We start from the raw sequence: 19,281 nt of genomic DNA on the forward strand, positions 1-19,281 counted from the left end.
CTAGACTCCGGGCGGTGGCGACCGAGCGGGTCGGGACCGAGGACGGGGAGACACGGGTGGAGCTCGAGCAGGGGACACGGAGCCACGACTCCAGCCTGGCGCGCCTCTACGAGCTGATGCGCAGGGTCCACTCCTCCGCCGACACCGCCCAGGTGCTCGACGAGATCGCGCGTGGGGTGACGGAGGGGCTGGGCTACGGCATCGCCGCCATCTCCCGGCTCGAGGGGGAGGAGCTGGTGACCACGACCTTCGCCGGCCCCGAGCACGAGCGGCCGTTCATCATCGGCCGCCGCCGCCCCGTCCGGCTGATCCTCGAGGAGTTCGTGGTCGGCGACGAGTGGGGCATCCTCCGCTACGTGCCCCGGGGGCGGGTCTCCGAGGAGGCGCTCGAGGGGATGTGGATCCCCGACTACGAGCCGCAGGACGTCCCCGACGCCTGGCACCCCGAGGACGCGCTCTACGCCCCGCTCTACTCCGCGACGGGCGAGCTGCTCGGCATCATGGCCGTCGACCTGCCCCCTGAGGGGCGGATCCCCGACCGGCAGCAGCGCGAGCTGCTCGAGATGTTCGTCATCCAGGCCGGCCTGGCCCTCTCCAACGCCCAGCACCGGGGCCGGATGGCCGAGCGGCTGGCCCTGGGGGAGATGCTCAAGCAGGTGGCGCTCGCCGGCAACCTCGGCGACCTCGACATGGTGGTCCAGCAGGCCGCGCGGGCGGTGACCCATGGGCTCGGGGTCTCGCAGACGTTCCTCCGCTGCTTCCCGGAGAGCCCCGGGGGGACGGGGGAGCACGCGGCGGGTCACCCGGCCCCCAACCGCCTGTCGGCCGGGATCCCGTCGCTGCGCCACGACATGTCCCGGCTCCTCGAGAGCGGCGACGAGGTCTCGGTGGGGCTGCACGTCGACCAGGACGGGTGCCCGTCGCTGCCGGAGAGCTGCGGGGCGCTGCAGCGCAGGATGCGCGAGCACGGCGCCACCCGCGCGACGGTCAGCCCGATGCGGGTCGGCGCCGACCTCCTCGGCTACGTCGTCGTCATGCAGACGGCCGACCAGACCGCGCTGACCCGGGCCCAGCGCGACGCCCTGGCCGAGGTGGGGCGCGCGCTCGGCCAGATGGTCCTCAACGCCCGCCTCCGCAGCACCGAGCAGCTGCTGGTGGCCGAGCTGCAGGAGCTGGACCGCTACAAGGGCGAGCTGATCGCCACGATCTCGCACGAGCTCAAGACGCCGCTGACCTCGATCGTCGGGCACACCGAGCTGCTCGCCGACGGCGGCGCGCCGGCCCGGTCGCTGGCGGCCATCGCGCGCAACGCCCAGCGGTTGCAGGGGCTGATCGACAACCTCCTGAGCTACTCCCGGGTCCAGGAGCAGCGGTCGGCGGCCCGCCGCGACGTCGACCTCGTGGCCCTCGTCGACGAGGTCGCCGACGCGCTGGCGATCCAGGTCGCCCGCGGCGAGCTCGGCTGGGAGGTACGCCGCCCCGCGGGCCCGGTGACCGTGCTCGGCGACCCCGAGGAGCTGCGGCGGGTGGTGGAGAACATCTGCGGGAACGCGGTCAAGTACTCGCGCCCGGGCGGCGGCGTCGCGGTCGAGGTCGGGCAGGCGGGGCGGACGGCCTTCGTGGCCGTGACCGACCAGGGCCTCGGCATCTCGCGGCAGGACCAGGCCCACCTCTTCTCGCCCTTCCACCGCTCCTCCAACCCCGACGCGCTGTCGGTGCCGGGCACCGGCCTGGGCCTGGCGATCTCCCGGCGGATCGTGGAGCTCCACGACGGCACCATCGAGGTCGACTCCGAGCTCGGGGTCGGGAGCACCTTCACCGTGCGCCTGCCGCTGCGCCCTCCGTCCGGGAGCGCCCGGGACTGACCTCGGGGGAGAGGGCCACGACGTGGTCCATCGCGTCCAGGCCGACGGTGCCGTGGGTGATCCACAGGACCGACCGCCCGGTGCCGGCGAGGAGGGCCTCGGCGACCGCCGCGGCCGTCGCGGAGTCGAGGTGGGCCGTGGGCTCGTCGAGGACCAGCACGGGCTGGTCGGCGAGCACGGCGCGGGCCAGCGCGAGCCGGGCCCGCTCGCCGCCGGAGACGTGCGCGTGTCCCTCGCCCAGCATGGTGTCCAGGCCGTGCGGGAGCGCGCGGAGCCAGTCGCCCAGCCGGGCCTCCTCCAGCGCGGCCAGCACCTGGCCGTCGTCGGCGTCGGGTCGCGCCAGCCTGACGTTCTCGACCAGGGTGGTGGCGAACACGTGCGGGTCGTCGTCCACGAGCCCCACGGCGCCGAGCAGCGCGTCGGGGTCGAGGTCGGTCGCCGGGGTGCCGTCCCAGGTGACCCGGCCGGCGACGGGGTCGAGGAAGCGCATCAGCAGGGCGGCCACCGTCGACTTGCCCGAACCGCTGGGCCCGACGAGGCCCACCCGGGCGCCCGGCGGGAGGTCGAGGGAGAGGCCGCGGAACGCCGGGCGCTCGTCCCAGCCCGCCGTCACCGACTCCAGCGCCCCCGCCGGGTGGGGGCCCACCCGTCCGACGGCCCGGGACGGATCGGGCACGACGGCCGGGCGCTGCGCGGCGATGTGCGAGAGCCGTGCGGCGGCCGCACGGGTGCGCACGGCCACGGCGCCGGCGTCGGCCAGCGGCAGGAAGACGTCCTGCAGGGCCAGCGGGAGCATCACCAGCAGCGCGGCCATGGCCGGGGAGACCTCGCCCGCGAGCAGGGGGTCGGCCACGACCCGTGCCACGGCCAGCACACCGAGGCCGCAGGCCAGGGCGGGCAGCGCCCGGGCCAGGGCGGTCGCGCGGGCCGACCGGACCGCGGCCGCGCCGTGCGCGGCGCCCGCGGCGTCGACGCCGTCCAGCGCCCGGCCCGTGGCCTGCCACTGCTCGAGCTGGCGGACGCTGTGCAGCACCGCCTCCACCCGGGTCGAGACCTCGGCGCGGGCGGCGACGAACGCGGGCTCGGCGAGTCGCACGCCCCGCAGGGCGACCAGGTGCCCGGCCGCCGCCACCAGGCAGACGGCGGCCACGACGGCGCCGGCAGCCGGCAGCACGAGCGAGGAGAGCAGGACGGCGAGCGCACCCACCAGCAGCGCGGTCCAGCGGGGCTGACGGACCCGCAGCTGCTCGTCGACCAGCGCGTCCACGTCGTCGACCACGCCGGCCAGGAGGTCGCCGCGCCGGGTGCCGAGACGCCCGGGCACCAGCGGGACCAGGACGTCGTACACCTCGGCCCGGCGCTTGGCCAGCAGTCGCAGCGCCGCGTCGTGCGAGACCAGACGCTCGGCGTAGCGGAGCACCGGGCGCGCGAGGCCGAAGGTGCGCACGCCGACGATGGCCACCATGAGCATGAGCACGGGCGGGTGCTCGGCGGCGCGGGTGATCAGCCACGCGGCCGTGGCGGTGAGCGCGACGCCCGAGGCGGCAGACAGCGCGCCGAGCAGGGTGCCGGTGCGCAGCCCGAAGCGCGCGGGCGCCGGGGCGGCGTCCGGAGCGGCGTCCCGCTCGCGTGCGCCGGGGCGGGCAGCGGCGGGACCTTCGGCGTCGCAGGACGCGGTGGGGCCGGCGGGCGGCGGCGCCCCAGCCGGCTCCGGGGCGCGGAGCTCCACCACCCGGTCCGCGGCGTCCAGCACCGCGTCCCGGTGGGCGACCACGACGACCAGGGAGTCCCGCGCCAGCACCCGCAGGGTCCGCAGCAGGACGGCCTCGGTCTCCCGGTCCAGGTGGGCGCTCGGCTCGTCGAGCAGGACCACCGGGCGGTCGGCCAGGACGACGCGGGCCAGGCCGAGCCGGGCCCGCTGCCCGGCCGAGAGGCCGGCGCCGTCGTCGCCGAGGGGGGTGTCCAGCCCGCGCGGGAGGTCGCTCACGACCTCCGCGAGGTCGAGCGCGGCCAGGGCGCGCCAGAGGGCGGCGTCGTCGGCACCGGGCCGGGCGACGCGCAGGTTGTCGGCGATGCTCCCGGCGGTCAGCCACGGCCGCTGCGGGGCGGTGGCCACGGTGGCGCGCCACCGTGCCCGGCGCGAGGGGTCGAGGGGCAGGTCGTCCACGAGGACCGTGCCGACGGTGGGGGTGAGCTCGCCGGCCAGGAGGGCCAGGAGGGTCGACTTGCCCGCGCCCGACGGGCCCGCGACCGCCACCAGGCCGGTGGCGGGCAGGTCCAGGGTCAGGGGGGCGAGGGCGGGCTCGTCGCGACCGGGGTAGGTGAGCCCCACGCCCAGGACGGCCAGCCGGACGGGGGCGGTGTGGGGGAGGGCCCGGTCGTCTGCGGCCCCGGCCTCGGGCGGGGCGGAGGCGAGGAGCTCGGTCGCCGCGGCGAAGGTCGCCGTGCCCTCGGCGGCCGCGTGGAACTCGGCGCCCACCCGGCGCCACGGCCAGTACGCCTCGGGGGCGAGGAGCAGGACGACCAGGGCGGTGGGGAAGTCGATGCCCTGGGCAGCCAGCCGGAGCCCGACGCAGACGGCGACGAGTGCCACGGAGAGCGTCGCGATCAGCTCGAGCGCGGCCGAGGAGGCGAAGGCGACCCTGAGCGTGTCGAGGGTGGCCCGGCGGTAGCGGTCGGTGATCCGGCGGATGGCGGCCGACTGGGCGCCGGCGCGGCGGTGGGCGACGAGGGTGGGGAGCCCGCGGACCACGTCGAGGAAGTGCCCCGAGAGCGCCGAGAGCTGGCGCCACTGCCGGTCGGCGCGGTCCCTGGTGCTCAGGCCGATGAGGACCGCGAAGACGGGCACGAGGGGGAGGGTGGCGAGCACGATCAGCCCCGAGAGCCAGTCCAGCCAGAAGATCGCCGCCACGGTCGCCGCCGGCAGGACGGCCGCGAGGACGAGGGAGGGGAGGTACCGCGTGAGGTAGGGCTCCACCGCGGCGGTGCCCCGGGTGGCGAGGGCGGCGAGCGCGCCGGTGCGGTGCCGGGACAGTGCCAGCGGCTCCATCCGGGCCGCCGCCTCGAGGAGCCGGCGGCGCAGGGTGCCGGAGACGACGGCGGCGGCGCGTGCGCCGCTCACGTCGACGACGAAGGCGCACGCCGCCCGGAGCGCCACGACCGCGGCCAGGGCGAGCGCCGGGCCCCGGAGCCCCTCCAGCCAGCCCGCACCCCCGGGGTCGTCGACGAGCCGGACGATCAGGTGACCGACGGCGAACGCCTGCGCGACGGCCAGCAGCCCGCCCACGACCCCGGCCACCAGGCCCGACGCCAGGTGGCGCCGGGCCGGCAGCAGGTGGGGGAGGAGCGCCGGGTCCAGGGGCTTGGCCACGGGGTCAGCGCTCCGCGGGCTCGGCCGGGGCGACGGGCACGGCCACGGCGGGGATGCTGTCGACGCTGATCCGCTTGCGGAAGACCCAGTAGGTCCAGGCCTGGTACCCGAGCACGATCGGCGTGAAGACCACCGCCACCCACGTCATCACCTTGAGCGTGTACGCCGTGGCTGCGGCATTCGTCGTGGTGAGCGAGAACGCGGCGTCGGTGGTCGAGGGCATCACGTCGGGGAAGAGCGCCAGGAAGAGGCCGGCGACGGCCAGCGCGATGGTGGCGAAGGTCCCGGTGAAGGCCCAGCCCTCGCGACCCGCCAGGTTCGCCACCAGGGCGCCGACCAGGGTGAGGGCGGCGAGCACGAAGGCGACGGCCGAGGCCGCGTCCCCGGTGCGCAGCTGGATCCACAGCATGAAGACCACCGCCAGCCCGGCGGCCAGGACCCCCAGCCGTCCGGCGAGCGCCCGGGCGCGGTGCCGGATCTCCCCGTCGGTCTTCAGCGCCAGGAAGAGCGCCCCGTGGGTCGCGAACAGCGCCGCGGTGACGGCGCCGCCGAGGAGGCCCAGCGGGTTGAGCAGGGTGAAGAGGTTGCCCGTGAACTCCTTCTCCGCGTCGATCGGGACGCCGGCGACGATGTTGGCGAAGGCGACGCCCCACAGGACGGCGGGCAGCCAGGAGCCGAGGATCGCGGCGACGTCCCAGCGGGTTCGCCAGCCGTCGTCGTCCTTCTTGCCCCGGTACTCGAAGGCGAGGTTGCGCACGATCAGGGCGACCAGGATCAGCAGCAGCGGGAGGTAGAAGCCGCTGAAGAGCGTGGCGTACCACTCGGGGAAGGCGGCGAAGGTGGCGCCGCCGGCCACGAGCACCCAGACCTCGTTGCCGTCCCAGGTGGGGCCGATGCTGTTGTACATGACGCGGCGTTCCCGCTCGTCGCGGGCGAGGACCGGCAGCAGCATGCCGACCCCGAAGTCGAACCCCTCGAGGGTGAAGTAGCCGATCCAGAGGATCGCGATGAGGGCGAACCAGACGGTGGTGAGCTCCATGGGTCTCTCTCCCTCAGTAGGCGAAGGCCATCGGACGGTCGTCGTCGGCTCCGCCGACGGGGACCTGGGGCGGCTCGACGAACGGTTCGGCGCCGATCCTGACGTACTTGGCCAGCAGGCCGAGCTCCACGACGGCCAGCACCGCGTACAACAGGGTGAGGACGATCAACGACGTCGCGGCCTCGAAGACGGAGACGCCGGGGGAGACGCCGGACTGCGTGGTCATCAGGCCGAAGACGACCCAGGGCTGGCGGCCCATCTCGGTGAAGATCCAGCCGAACGAGTTGGCGGCGACGGCGCCGATCGGGAGGGCCAGGCCGAGCCAAGCGAGCCAGCGGCCCGACGGGGTGCGCCCCTTGCGGGTGGCCCAGAGGAGCAGGGCGGCGCCGGCCGCGACCGCGAAGCCCAGGCCCATCATGAAGCGGAAGGACCAGTAGGTCACCGGGATCACCGGCACGTAGTCGGTGGGGTGGTAGTACGCCGCGCCGGGGTCCTGGCCGTAGGTCTCGGCGTACTGCTCGCGGAGCTGGTTGATGCCCTGGACCTCGCCGTCGAAGGAGCCGGTGCCGAGGAACGACAGGAGGCCGGGGACCTCGATGAGGTGCTGCGGGTCGGAGCCGTCCAGGCGGCCCAGCGTCAGCACGGAGAAGGGGGCGTTGCTGGTGGTGTCGTAGAGCGCCTCGGCCGCCGCCATCTTCATCGGCTGGACCTCGGTCATGATCTTGCCCTGGACGTCGCCGGAGACGGTGACGCCGAGGCCCGCGACCAGCGCGGTGACGGCGCCGATCCGGATCGCCTTGCGGTAGAGCGGCTGGTCGTCGCGGTGCCGTCGGCTCACGTAGAGGTAGGCGCCGACGCCGGCCATGAAGGCGCCGGCGGTCATGTAGGCCGCGAGCACCACGTGGGGGAAGGTGACGAGCTGGACCTTGTTGAACATCACGGCCCAGAAGTCGACGAGCTCGGCGCGGCCGGTCTCGGGGTTGTAGTCGTGCCCGACCGGGTGCTGCATCCAGCTGTTGGCGGCCAGGATGAAGTACGCCGAGGCGAGGGTGCCGAGGTGGACCAGCCACATGCAGGCGGCGTGCAGCGCGCGGGGGAGCTTGTCCCAGCCGAAGATCCACAGACCCAGGAAGGTCGACTCGAGGAAGAACGCGAGCAGGCCCTCGATGGCCAGCGGGGCCCCGAAGACGTCCCCGACGAAGCGGGAGTAGTCGGACCAGTTCATCCCGAACTGGAACTCCTGCACGATGCCGGTCACGACGCCCAGGGCGAAGTTGATGAGGAAGAGCTTCCCGAAGAACTTCGTGAGCCGCAGGTACTCCTCCTTGCCCGTGCGCACCCACGCGGTCTCCATCCCGGCGACCAGGGCCGTGAGGCCGATCGTCAACGGGACGAAGAGGAAGTGGTACACGGTGATGATGCCGAACTGCCACCGAGCGATCTCGAGGACGTCCACCTTGCCTCCAGCTGTCGAACGCGCCGGTGGGGCCCGGCGGCGGTTGGATACTACACACGGTAGTACGTCTGGCGTAGTACGTGTCCGGTAGTACGTGTCCGGTAGTACGTGCCGGGTAGTACGTGCCGGGTAGTACGAGATGGGTAGTACTACGGGGATCCGTAGGTATGCTGGGTCCGTGCGCAAGACGGACAGGACCACCAGGACCACCCGGACCGCTCCCGGCAGTGCCGGCAAGGCCGGCCTCGGCGAGCTGGAGCGCGCCGTCATGGACGTGCTCTGGGACCTCGGGCCCGACGCCGACGCCACGGTGCGCGAGGTGCACGGGCGACTCTCCGAGGGGCGCGACGTCGCCTACACGACGGTGATGACGGTGATGGACCGGCTGGCGCGCAAGGGCGTGGTGGTCCAGCAGAAGGAAGGGCGCGCCTACCGGTACCGGGCCCAGGCGACGCGGGCCGAGATGACCGCCGACCTGATGCGGGACACCCTCGCCGACCTCGGCAGCAGCGAGCGCGCCCCGGCGCTGGTGGCCTTCGTCGAGGACGCCTCGGCCGAGGACCTGGCGGCCCTGCGGAAGGCCCTCGCCGCCCTGGAGTCGTGACCGGCGTGGACCTCACCCCCCTGGTGCTGGGGGCGCTGGCCGTCGCGCTGGCCGGCCCCGTCCCGGCGCTCATGGCCCGGGCCTCGCGCCTGCACCTCACCCCCTTCGCCGCCATGACGCTCTGGCAGGCCGTCGCGCTCGCGGCCGTCCTCGCCGCCCTGGGCGCCGGGCTCTCGCTGGCGACCGGCCAGACCCTGCGGGAGGAGCCCGGGCCGGTCGGGGGCGTCGTGGCCGTCCTCGCCCTGACCGTCACGCTCGTGGTCGCCGCCCGTCTCCTGCTCTCCGGGCACCGGGTCGGCACGTCGCTGCGGACGCTGCGCCGCGAGCACCGCGAGCAGGTGGACCTCGTGGCCGGCCGGCACGACGACCTGCACGTGCTCGAGCACGACGTCCCGGTGGCCTACTGCCTGCCGGGCGTGGCCCACTCCCGGGTCGTGGTCTCGGCCGCCACGCTGGAGCACCTCGAGCCCGCCCAGCTGGACGCCGTGCTGGCCCACGAGCGCGCCCACCTGGCCGCCCGGCACGACCTCGTCCTCGAGGCGTTCACCGTGCTGCACCGGGCCTTCCCCCGCTGGGTCAGCAGCGACGCGGCCCTGCGCGAGGTGCAGCTGCTGGTCGAGATCCTCGCCGACCGCGCGGCGCTCAAGGTCGGACGCGCCCACGACCTGGGCGCCGCGCTGCTCGCGATGGCCCACGGCCGGGTCCCGGCCGGCTCCATGGGGGCCTCCGGCTCCGACCTCGTCGAGCGGGTGCGGGTCCTGGCCGACCGGCGGCCGCGCCGCGCGCAGGGAGTCGCGCTGGTCCTGGCCTCCTGGGCGGTGCTCGTGCTGCCCACGGCGTTGGTCGTCCAGCCCTGGCTGGCCTCGCTGGGCTGAGGCCCGCGACACGCACGCTGTGGTGCGTGTGACTGGAGTGACGGTTCGACTACTGTCCTGAGCATGGCGACCCGTACGTCTTCCCCGCCGGGGTCGCGGAGCTCGAGCGCGTCCAAGAAGCCCTCGAGCGCCCGATCCCGGAGTACTGGCTCGAGCCGAGCCGGCAAGAGCCCCTCGCGACCCCAGAAGTCGCCCGCGAAGTCCGCCGCGCGCCGTCCCGCGCCCCGTGCCGTCCGCAACGGGCCCGGACCCGTCTCGCGCGGCTTCGGCGCGCTCGGCCGTGGCGTGCGCTCGGCCTGGCTGGGCCTGGCCCACGGGGTGGGGGCCACGGCCCGCAGCGTCGGCCACGGGGCCCGCGACCTCGATCCCGCGCACCGCCGCGACGGCGTCGGGCTGTTCCTCCTCGGCGCGGCCCTCGTGGTCGCCGGCGCCGTGTGGTGGCAGCCGCCCGGTGGCGCCATGGACCTCGTCCGCTCCCTCACCGCCGGCAGCGTCGGCAAGGTCGGCTGGGCGGTCCCGCTCTGGCTGGCCTACCTCGGCTGGCGCACCCTGCGCGACCCCGAGCACAACGGCCCGGCCGGGCGCCAGGTGATCGGCTGGTCGGCGTTCGTCCTGGGCGTGCTGGGGATCGTGCACATCGCCAACGGCAACCCGCAGCCCAGCGTGGGGGACGCCAAGGACCTGCAGCAGGCCGGCGGTGCCGTCGGCTTCGTGGTCTCGAGCCTGCTGCTCGACCTGCTCCGCACCCCCTGGGTCGTCGTCCCGCTCCTGGCCCTGCTCGCCGTCTTCGGCGTCCTGGTGATCACCGCGACGCCGCTCTACCAGGTCCCGGTCCGCCTCGCGGCCCTGCGCGACCGCCTGCTGGGCCGCTCCGCGGCCCCGGAGGCCGAGCCCGACGGGCTGGAGGCGAGGCCCGTGCGGCAGCGCCGACGCAGCCTGCCGGTCGACGAGGACATGGGCGACCCCGCCTACGACTCGCCGGTGCTCGAGGAGCGCGAGGTGCGCAAGCGCCGGCGCAAGCCGGACCCGGTCGACGTCGCGCTGCAGGAGGGCGACGCGGGGCTCGGGATCCTGGACGCCGCTACCGCGGCCGCCGAGGACGACGCCGCCACCGGCGAGGTCGAGCCGCCCCCGCACACGCCGCTGCCGCCCCGGGTCGAGCAGCTCGCCCTGTCGGGCGACATCACCTACACCCTGCCCGCCAGCGACGTGCTCAAGCCGGGCTCGGTCCACAAGGCCCGCTCCAAGGCGAGCGACGCGGTCGTCGACCGGCTCCAGCAGGTGCTGGAGGAGTTCGGGATCGACGCGCAGGTCACCGGCTACACCCGTGGCCCGACGGTCACGCGGTACGTCGTCGAGCTCGGGTCGGCGGTCAAGGTGGAGAAGGTCACGGCGCTGTCGAAGAACATCGCCTACGCCGTGGCCTCGGCCGACGTCCGGATCCTCAGCCCGATCCCCGGCAAGTCGGCGATCGGCATCGAGATCCCCAACACCGACAAGGAGATCGTCTCCCTCGGCGACGTCCTCCGCTCGGAGACCGCCCGCTCCAACCACCACCCGCTCATCGCCGGCCTCGGCAAGGACGTCGAGGGCGGCTTCGTCGTCGCCAACCTGGCGAAGATGCCGCACCTGCTCGTGGCGGGTGCGACCGGCTCCGGCAAGTCGTCCTTCATCAACTCGATGATCACCTCGATCATGATGCGGGCCACGCCCGACGAGGTCCGGATGATCATGGTCGACCCCAAGCGGGTGGAGCTCAACGCCTACGAGGGCATCCCGCACCTGATCACGCCCATCATCACCAACCCCAAGAAGGCCGCGGAGGCCCTCCAGTGGGTGGTGCGCGAGATGGACATGCGCTACGACGACCTGGCCAACTTCGGCTTCCGGCACGTCGACGACTTCAACAAGGCGGTCCGGGCGGGCAAGGTCGAGGTGCCGCCCGGCAGCGAGCGCCAGCTCTCGCCGTACCCCTACCTCCTGGTCATCGTCGACGAGCTCGCCGACCTCATGATGGTCGCCCCGCGGGACGTCGAGGACGCGATCGTCCGGATCACCCAGCTGGCCCGCGCGGCGGGCATCCACCTCGTCCTCGCGACCCAGCGCCCGTCGGTCGACGTCGTCACCGGACTGATCAAGGCCAACGTGCCGTCCCGGCTCGCGTTCGCCACCTCCAGCCTCGGCGACAGCCGGGTCATCCTCGACCAGCCGGGTGCCGAGAAGCTGGTCGGCCAGGGTGACGGGCTCTTCCTGCCGATGGGCGCCTCGAAGCCCGTCCGGGTGCAGGGCTCGTGGGTCACCGAGGCCGAGGTGCACCAGGTCGTGGCGGCGTGCAAGAACCAGCTCGAGCCGACCTACGTCGAGGAGGTCACCGCGCCGGCGTCTGCCAAGCGCGAGCTCGACGACGACATCGGCGACGACATGGAGCTGGTCGTCCAGGCCATCGAGCTCGTGGTCTCCACGCAGTTCGGCTCGACCTCGATGCTGCAGCGCAAGCTGCGGGTCGGCTTCGCCAAGGCGGGTCGGCTCATGGACATCCTGGAGAGCCGCGGCGTGGTCGGCCCGAGCGAGGGCTCGAAGGCCCGGGACGTCTTGGTCAAGCCCGACGAGATCGATTCCGTGATCGCGACACTGGAGGGGGAGCGATGAGCGCAGCCGAGGAGCACCTCGACCACGAGGCCGGCGCCGGGGACGGGACGGACGGTCCGGCGCTGCGGCTGGCCGCCGGACTCGTCGAGGTCCGCCGCAACGCCGGGCTGGCCGCCGCCGTCGGGGGCCTGTCGGCCGCCGTGGCGATCGCCTACCTGGCCCGGGCCACGAGCACCGGCACGATCCTCGACTGGGCCCTGGTGGGGGTGATGGGGGTCCTCGCCGGCACGTGGCTCGCGTCCTTCCTCGACGCCCGCACCCCGCTGCTCGTCGCCGACGCCCAGGGCGTCCGGGTCCGGCTCGGCCGCACGTGGCGGGGGCTGCCCTGGTCGGCCGTCGAGCGGGTCGAGCACACGCCCCGTCGCGGCCTGCTGCGGGACGGCCGGCTGGTCGTCGTGCCCCGCAACCCCGACCTGCTCCTCGCCGAGCTGGACCGGTCCGGCAGTCGCCAGGCGAAGGTCGCCACCCGGATGTACGGCGGTCCGCTCGCCCTGCCGCTGGGCCTCACCACCCGCGTGAGCAGCGAGGGGGTCGACGTCACCGAGGCGCTCACCCGGCTGGCCGACCGGGGCGCGGAGGTCGTCGTCCACGCGCCGCAGGCGCGCTCGGGCGCGGCAGACGCCGACGCGACGGCCGACCTCGCGACGGCCGCCCCGGAGGCCGCGGAGCTCGCTGAGCCCACGTCGTCCTCGACGTCTGCGGAGCGGGGGGCGTCGCCGGCCGGTGCCGAGCCGTCCACGGAGGGCACGGAGGAGTCCGGGGCCGCGCGCACGCCGCGCCTGCGCGACCCGCGTCCGCTGCTCGCCGGTGCCCTGACGCGGGTCTCGGCCCCGCTGGGCCGCCGCCGCACGCGCACGGAGGAGGTGTCGCCCGACGACGTCGAAGCGGACGAGGCCGGGTCGGACGGCGTCGCGGACGAGGTCTCTCCGGAGGCGTCGGACGAGGCGCTCGCCGGGTCGCTCGAGGCGTCGCCGGCCCCCGAGCCGGGGCGCGAGGTGGCCCAGCCCGCGCGTGCGGAGGTCCGCCGTGACGCGGCGCAGGACGAGACCGTGGTGCTGCCCTCCGCGGTGGAGCTGGTGGAGGACACCCAGACGTGGGGCGACCGCGTCCGGCCGATCGCCCGGGGCGGCCACCCGGTGGCCCCCGTGGTCTTCGACGACTTCGCCGTGGAGCCGGCGCGCGACCCCGTGGTCGGTCCCGAGCTGGCGGCCGCGCGCACCCGGCTGCGGCTCTCGGTCGACCAGCTCGCCGAGCGGACCCGGATCCGCCCGCACGTGATCGAGGCCCTCGAGGTCGACGACTTCGTCCCCTGCGGTGGGGACTTCTACGCCCGGGGACACCTCAGGACCCTGGCCCGGGTGCTCGGGGTCGACGTGGCCCCGCTGCTGGCGACCTACGAGGAGCGCTACGCCCACGCCCCGATCGACCCGCGACGGGTCTTCGAGGCGGAGCTCGCCACCGGGGCGCACGGCCCGATCCGCGGGACCCGCGGCGGTGCGAACTGGTCGATCCTGGTGGCGGCGGTGATGGCCCTGGTGCTGGCGTGGTCGGTGGCCCGCCTCGTGATGGACACGCCGTCCGACCTCACCCAGGCCCCCGTCCTCAACGGCTCCGGCGGCCCGCACGCGGGCAGCGCCGTGGCGGCCGACCCGGTGCCGATCGTCGTGGCCGCGCCCGCGGGAGGGGCCCGAGTCGTGGTGCGCGACAGCTCCGGGGCCGTGGTCTTCCAGGGCAACCTCGCCATCGGCGACAGCCGGACGGTGGACGCCTCCCCGCCCGTGCGGGTCCAGTCCAGCGACGGCGCCGTCACGGTCCAGGTCAACGGTGTCGACCGCGGCCCGGTGGGCGAGCCGGGCATCGCGGCGCAGGGCACCTACGCGGGCGACTGACGTCACGGGCCCGGCGAATCCGCTCCGCGGGGTCCGGGACGGCATACTCGACCTCCTATGACCATGCAGAGGACGGACGCCCCAGGGGCGCCGATGAGTGTGGCGGTGGTGACCCTCGGGTGCTCCCGCAACGAGGTCGACTCCGAGGAGCTGGCAGGACGCCTGGAGGCCGACGGCTTCCGGCTGGTGGCCGACCCGGAGTCCGCGGAGACCGTGGTGGTCAACACCTGCGGCTTCGTGGAGGCCGCGAAGAAGGACTCGGTCGACACGCTGCTGGAGGCGGCCGACCTCAAGGCGCACGGGACGACCCGCGCGGTGGTGGCCGTGGGCTGCATGGCGGAGCGGTACGGCCAGGACCTCGCCGAGTCGCTGCCCGAGGCCGACGCGGTGCTCGGGTTCGACGACTACCCCGAGATCGCCGCCCGGCTGCGCTCGATCGTGGCGGGGGAGAAGCACGTCCCGCACGTGCCGTCCGACCGCCGTCGGCTCCTGCCGATCTCCCCGGTGGACCGGGCGGCGGTGGCGGACGTGACGGTGCCCGGGCACGCGGTCCCCGACCTGGACCCCGCCGTGGCGCCCGCCAGCGGGCCCCGGGTGCTGCGCCGCCGGCTGGAGGGTGGCCCGATGGCGCCGCTCAAGCTGGCGAGCGGCTGCGACCGCCGGTGCGCCTTCTGCGCGATCCCGGCGTTCCGCGGCTCGTTCGTGAGCCGTCGCCCGTCCGACGTGCTCGCCGAGGCCCGGTGGCTCGGCGAGCAGGGGGTGCGCGAGCTCTTCCTGGTGAGCGAGAACTCCACCTCCTACGGCAAGGACCTGGGCGACCTGCGACTCCTCGAGACGCTGCTCCCCGAGCTGGCCGCGGTCGACGGGATCGACTGGGTGCGCGTCTCCTACCTGCAGCCCGCCGAGACCCGGCAGGGCCTGGTCGAGGCGATCGCAGGCACCGAGGGCGTCGTGCCCTACTTCGACCTGTCCTTCCAGCACGCGAGCGCGCCGGTGCTGCGCCGGATGCGTCGCTTCGGCGACCCCGACAGCTTCCTGGGCCTCCTGGAGCGGGTCCGCGGGGAGGCGCCGCTGGCCGGCGTCCGCTCCAACGTCATCGTGGGCTTCCCGGGGGAGACCGAGGACGACCTCGAGGTGCTGTGCGACTTCCTGGAGGCCGCGCGGCTCGACGTCACGGGCGTCTTCGGCTACTCCGACGAGGACGGCACCGAGGCCGAGGGCTACGACGGCAAGCTGGACGCCGACGAGGTCGCCGCGCGGGTGGCGCACGTGACCGCCCTGGTGGAGGAGCTGACTGCCCAGCGCGCCGAGGAGCGGCTGGGGGAGGAGGTCGAGGTGCTGGTCGAGTCGGTCGAGGACGGCGTGGTCGAGGGCCGCGCCCGGCACCAGGGCCCCGAGGTGGACGGCACGACGACCCTCACCGGCGCCCCGGCGGGAGCGCGGGTCGGAGACCTGCTGCGGGCCGAGGTCGTGGACACGGTGGGCGTGGACCTGGTGGCCCGGGTGCAGGGGGCTGTCCGATGACCGCCGAGGCGCGACGGACCAGCAACCTCAACGTGCCCAACGCGCTGACGACGCTGCGGATCCTGCTCGTGCCGGTCTTCGGCTGGGCGCTGCTGCAGGACGGCGGCGACTCGGTGACGTGGCGATGGGTCGCCTTCGCCCTCTTCGCGGTCGCCATGATCACCGACAAGATCGACGGCGACCTGGCCCGCAAGTACGACATCGTGACCGACTTCGGCAAGATCGCCGACCCGATCGCCGACAAGGCGATCACGGGCATGGCCTTCATCGGCCTCTCGCTGGTCGGGGACGTCTGGTGGTGGGTGACGGCCGTGGTCCTGGTGCGGGAGTGGAGCGTCACCCTGCTGCGGCTCTCGGTGCTCTCCGACGTGGTGATGGCCGCGTCCCAGAGCGGCAAGGTCAAGACCATGCTGCAGGGTCTCGCGCTCGGCCTCCTCCTGTGGCCCCTGCCCCACGGGGAGGCGCACGGAGGCGCGTTCGACGCCTGGGGGACCCCGGGCGAGCTGCTCTTCCTCCTCGGCCAGGTCGTGCTCGCGGGCGCCGTCGCCATGACGCTGTGGTCGGGCTGGGAGTTCGTCCGGGACGTCCGCCGGCACCGGTCGGCGCGCGCCTCGGAGGCAGGCACTCGGAGCCTCTGACTGGCTTTCACACCCGTCCCTCTGGTTATGGTGGCCAGGATCACTTGTCCACCGAACAAGGGAACAGACTGTGTCAGCGATCAGAAGCTCGGGCCGCCGCTTCTCGGCGACGGCGATCATCACGGGGCTGGTAGCAGCACCACTCAGCGTCGTGGCGGTCACCGCCTCGCCGGCCGCGGCGGCCGACGACGTCGTCATCAACCTCATCGGGGTGAACGACTTCCACGGCCGGATCAACTCCAGCACGACCAAGTGGGCGACCACGGTCGAGAGCCTCCGCAACGCGTCGGAGACCGACTCCGACCTCTTCGTGGGTGCGGGCGACCTCATCGGCGCCTCGGAGTTCACGTCGGCGGTCTCCAACGACCAGCCGACCATCGACGTGCTCAACACGCTCGGCCTCGACGCCTCGGCCGTCGGCAACCACGAGTTCGACCGTGGCTGGGCCGACCTGCGCGACCGGGTCATCGCCAACAACACCAACGCGAAGTGGAAGTACCTCGGCGCGAACGTGTACCAGAAGGGCACCCAGACCCCGGTCCTCCCGGAGTACGCCGAGTTCACCGTCGGCGAGCTCACGGTCGCCGTCGTCGGTGCGGTCACCGAGGAGACCCCGTCGCTGGTCAGCCCGGGCGGCGTCGCGGACCTCACCTTCGGTGAGCCCGTGCAGGCCGTCACCCGGGTCGCCGACAAGCTCAGCGACGGCAACGAGGCCAACGGCGAGGCCGACGTGATCGTCGCGACCTTCCACTCCGGCGCGGCCCACGGGACCGGCTCCGACTACGCGAAGGAGGCCGCCACCGCCGGCGAGTTCCAGCGGATGGCGCAGCTGCCGGCGAGCGTGGACGCGATCTTCAACGGCCACACCCACCAGGTCTACGCCTGGGACGCCCCGAAGCCCGGCGGCGGCACCCGGCCGATCCTGCAGACCGGTGAGTACGCCGCCAACGTCGGCCACGTCACCCTGACCGTGGACGCGGCCACCGGCGACGTGAAGTCGTACCAGGCCGAGAACGTGGCCGCGGCCAAGGAGGCCGACCTGGCCAACCCGGTCGTCGCTCAGGTGGACCAGATCGTCAAGGCCGCGCAGGCGAAGGCAGCCGAGATCGGCAACCAGCCGATCGGCAGGCTCACCGCCGACGTGACCCGCGCCTACGCCGGCGTCGACGCCAGCGGCAAGCCGGTCGAGGACCGCGGGGCCGAGTCGACCCTCGGCGACCTGGTCGCCAACGCCCTGCGGGACGGGGTGCCGGCCGAGGTGGCCGACCCCGACCTGGGCATCGTGAACCCGGGTGGCCTGCGCGCCGACCTGCGCTTCCAGGGCGACCCGGCGAGCAACCCCGCCAACACCGACGGGGTGATCACCTACGGCGAGGCCAACGACGTGCTGCCGTTCGTCAACAACATCTGGACCGTCGAGCTCACCGGTGCCCAGCTGCGGCGGGTGCTGGAGCAGCAGTGGCAGCCCGCCGGCGCCGGGCGTCCGTTCCTGCACCTGGGCCTGTCGGACAACGTCGAGGTGACCTACGACTCGACCCAGCCGGCCGGCGAGCGCATCACCTCCGTGCGCATCGACGACCAGTGGCTCGACAGCAAGAAGGTCTACAGGGTCTCCACCTTCTCGTTCCTCGGCGCGGGCGGCGACAACTTCACCGCCTTCCGGGACGGGACCGCCAAGGACACCGGCCTGGTCGACCGCGACGTGTGGATGAAGTACCTGCGCGACCACCCGGTCAGCCCCGACTTCGCCAAGCAGCAGGTCGAGGTGCGTGACCTGAAGCCGCGCAAGGTGACGATGGGTGCGCGGGTCCGGACGAAGCTCTCCGGCCTCGACCTCGCCTCGACCGGCGCTCCGAAGAACACGAGCGTCGAGGTCGTGCGGGTCCGCGCCAACGGCAAGCGCAAGGTGATCAAGACGGTGCCCGTCACCGACGGGGCCGCCACCGTGAAGTTCGCCGCGCCGGCCGCCCAGGCGATCGAGCTGGTCGCACAGCCCTCCGGCACCACGGTCACCCGCGAGCTGCGGAAGACCCGCCCGAAGATCAAGCAGGTCCGCGTCTTCCCGAAGGTCGTCAAGGCGGGCAAGACGCGTCCGCGCGTCAAGGTCGTCGTCCAGGCGAACAACGACGGCAAGGTGGCCGGGCGGGTCAAGGTCGTGGTCAAGGGCCAGGGCTACAAGGCCAAGGCGTTCGGCAAGCTGGCCAAGGTCAAGGGCAAGCCGCGCAGCAAGGTGAACGTCCGCCTGCCCCGGCTGCCGAAGCCCGGCGTCTACACCGTGCGGGCCAAGTACCTCGGCAACAACAAGTACAACCCGCAGAAGAAGAGCTACAACCTCCGCGTGAACCGTCGCTGACGGTCTCGCGGCTCCCCGAGGAGCCGCGGGAGCAGGGGGCGAGGGGCCCGGGTGCACGCACCCGGGCCCCTCGTCGCGTCCCTAGGATCGGGGCATGAGCGAGCTCGACCGGCCCGATGCCCCCGCCGACGTGCCCGACGACGTCCCCGTCGGCACCGAGGCGCTCGTGCGCCCCCTGCTGCGACGGCTGGCCGACCGCGGCTGGTCGCTCGCGGTGGCCGAGTCGCTCACCGGAGGCCAGCTCGCGGCGGCGGTCACCGCCGTGCCGGGTGCGTCCGTCGTCTTCCGGGGCGGCGTCGTCTCCTACGCCACCGAGGTCAAGGTCGAGGTCCTCGGGGTGGACGACGAGGTGGTGCGGCGCGACGGCGTGGTCTCCGCCCGCTGCGCGGAGCAGATGGCCGCGGGGGTGCGTCGCCTGCTCGGCGCCACCTGGGGGGTGGCCACCACCGGTGTGGCGGGGCCCGAGACCCAGGAGGGCCACCCGGTCGGCACCGTCTTCGTGGGGCTGGCCGGCCCCGCAGGGGCCGGCTCGCACTCCCTGGTGCTGCCTGGGGACCGTACCGGGGTCCGCGCCGCCACCTGCCGCGAGGCACTCCGCCTGCTGGAGATCGCCGTGGCGGAGGACGCCGGTTGAGGGGTTCCGGTAGCGTGGGGCCCAGAGTCGAACCCTGGAAGGACGCGCGCATGGTGCTGTTTCGTCGCTCGCTCGGCGAAGTCCTCCGCCACAAGCGGATGGAGCTGGGCATGACGCTGCGCGAGGTCTCCGCGGAGGCCCGGGTGAGCCTCGGCTACATCAGCGAGATCGAGCGCGGCCAGAAGGAGGCGTCCTCCGAGCTCCTGGCGTCCCTGTGCGCCGCGCTCGAGGTACCGCTCTCGTCGGTCCTGCGCGACGCCAGCGTGGCCGTCGCCCACGAGGAGGCGCTGGCAGCCACCACGTCGCTCGAGGTGGCCCGCCCCGTCGCCGACCGCGAGGTCGTCGCCTCGGCCGCCTGACCGGGCTCGTCGCGCGGGCTCTGCTC

At 74.1% G+C, this 19,281-nt stretch carries 13 protein-coding genes; 10 read left to right on the forward strand and 3 right to left on the reverse strand.

All coding sequences use genetic code 11. The features are described 5' to 3' along the window. Window positions 1-14: 14 nt before the first annotated feature. Entirely contained in the window at window positions 15-1,865 is a 1,851-nt protein-coding gene (locus tag DNK53_RS15435) for a sensor histidine kinase (protein ID WP_110183244.1), read from the forward strand. Here DNK53_RS15435 and cydD read toward each other — a convergent pair. Genes cydD through DNK53_RS15450 form a run of 3 tightly spaced genes read right to left on the reverse strand, consistent with a single transcriptional unit; the run spans window position 1,816 to window position 7,730 of the window. Beyond that, complete coding sequence (gene cydD, locus DNK53_RS15440) at window positions 1,816-5,235, reverse strand: thiol reductant ABC exporter subunit CydD (protein ID WP_110183245.1); 3,420 nt, start codon at window positions 5,233-5,235, stop codon at window positions 1,816-1,818. The two genes, DNK53_RS15435 and cydD, sit on opposite strands and share 50 nt — an antisense overlap. Before the next feature lie 4 nt (window positions 5,236-5,239). After that, window positions 5,240-6,274, reverse strand: a complete 1,035-nt coding sequence (gene cydB / locus DNK53_RS15445) for a cytochrome d ubiquinol oxidase subunit II (protein WP_110183246.1) — start codon at window positions 6,272-6,274, stop codon at window positions 5,240-5,242. 13 nt (window positions 6,275-6,287) lie between these two features. Continuing rightward, window positions 6,288-7,730 (reverse strand): cytochrome ubiquinol oxidase subunit I, encoded by a 1,443-nt coding sequence (locus DNK53_RS15450; RefSeq protein WP_110183247.1) that lies wholly within the window; start codon window positions 7,728-7,730, stop codon window positions 6,288-6,290. A gap of 178 nt (window positions 7,731-7,908) precedes the next feature. Between DNK53_RS15450 and DNK53_RS15455 the strand changes: the two genes are divergently transcribed. The 9 genes from DNK53_RS15455 to DNK53_RS15495 all read left to right on the forward strand — a co-directional run bounded on the left by DNK53_RS15455 (window position 7,909) and on the right by DNK53_RS15495 (window position 19,255). Then, window positions 7,909-8,334, forward strand: coding sequence for a BlaI/MecI/CopY family transcriptional regulator (locus tag DNK53_RS15455; RefSeq protein WP_239456578.1), 426 nt, complete (start codon window positions 7,909-7,911; stop codon window positions 8,332-8,334). Then, window positions 8,331-9,209 (forward strand): M56 family metallopeptidase, encoded by an 879-nt coding sequence (locus DNK53_RS15460; RefSeq protein WP_204163973.1) that lies wholly within the window; start codon window positions 8,331-8,333, stop codon window positions 9,207-9,209. The genes DNK53_RS15455 and DNK53_RS15460 overlap by 4 nt, the downstream gene beginning before the upstream one ends. A 63-nt stretch (window positions 9,210-9,272) precedes the next feature. Further along, window positions 9,273-11,858 carry a DNA translocase FtsK gene (locus tag DNK53_RS15465; RefSeq protein WP_110183249.1) on the forward strand — a complete coding sequence of 862 codons (2,586 nt, stop codon included), beginning with the start codon at window positions 9,273-9,275 and terminating at the stop codon, window positions 11,856-11,858. Then, window positions 11,855-13,747 carry a helix-turn-helix domain-containing protein gene (locus DNK53_RS15470; protein WP_110183250.1) on the forward strand — a complete coding sequence of 631 codons (1,893 nt, stop codon included), beginning with the start codon at window positions 11,855-11,857 and terminating at the stop codon, window positions 13,745-13,747. The genes DNK53_RS15465 and DNK53_RS15470 overlap by 4 nt, the downstream gene beginning before the upstream one ends. A 93-nt stretch (window positions 13,748-13,840) precedes the next feature. Then, window positions 13,841-15,271 carry a 30S ribosomal protein S12 methylthiotransferase RimO gene (gene rimO / locus DNK53_RS15475; RefSeq protein ID WP_204163974.1) on the forward strand — a complete coding sequence of 477 codons (1,431 nt, stop codon included), beginning with the start codon at window positions 13,841-13,843 and terminating at the stop codon, window positions 15,269-15,271. Beyond that, window positions 15,268-15,909 (forward strand): CDP-diacylglycerol--glycerol-3-phosphate 3-phosphatidyltransferase, encoded by a 642-nt coding sequence (gene pgsA / locus DNK53_RS15480; protein ID WP_110183252.1) that lies wholly within the window; start codon window positions 15,268-15,270, stop codon window positions 15,907-15,909. Before rimO ends, pgsA begins: the two co-directional genes overlap by 4 nt. A gap of 70 nt (window positions 15,910-15,979) precedes the next feature. Further along, on the forward strand, window positions 15,980-18,262 hold the full coding sequence (locus DNK53_RS15485; protein ID WP_110183253.1) for a bifunctional metallophosphatase/5'-nucleotidase: 2,283 nt from the start codon (window positions 15,980-15,982) through the stop codon (window positions 18,260-18,262). Between the two features lie 94 nt (window positions 18,263-18,356). Next, on the forward strand, window positions 18,357-18,896 hold the full coding sequence (locus DNK53_RS15490) for a CinA family protein (RefSeq protein WP_110183254.1): 540 nt from the start codon (window positions 18,357-18,359) through the stop codon (window positions 18,894-18,896). Window positions 18,897-18,946: 50 nt separating this feature from the next. Then, window positions 18,947-19,255, forward strand: coding sequence for a helix-turn-helix domain-containing protein (locus DNK53_RS15495; RefSeq protein ID WP_110183255.1), 309 nt, complete (start codon window positions 18,947-18,949; stop codon window positions 19,253-19,255). The last annotated feature ends 26 nt before the right edge of the window (window positions 19,256-19,281 follow it).

Origin of the sequence: Nocardioides solisilvae, from assembly GCF_003194625.1 — a bacterium.
GTDB lineage: Bacteria > Actinomycetota > Actinomycetes > Propionibacteriales > Nocardioidaceae > Nocardioides > Nocardioides solisilvae.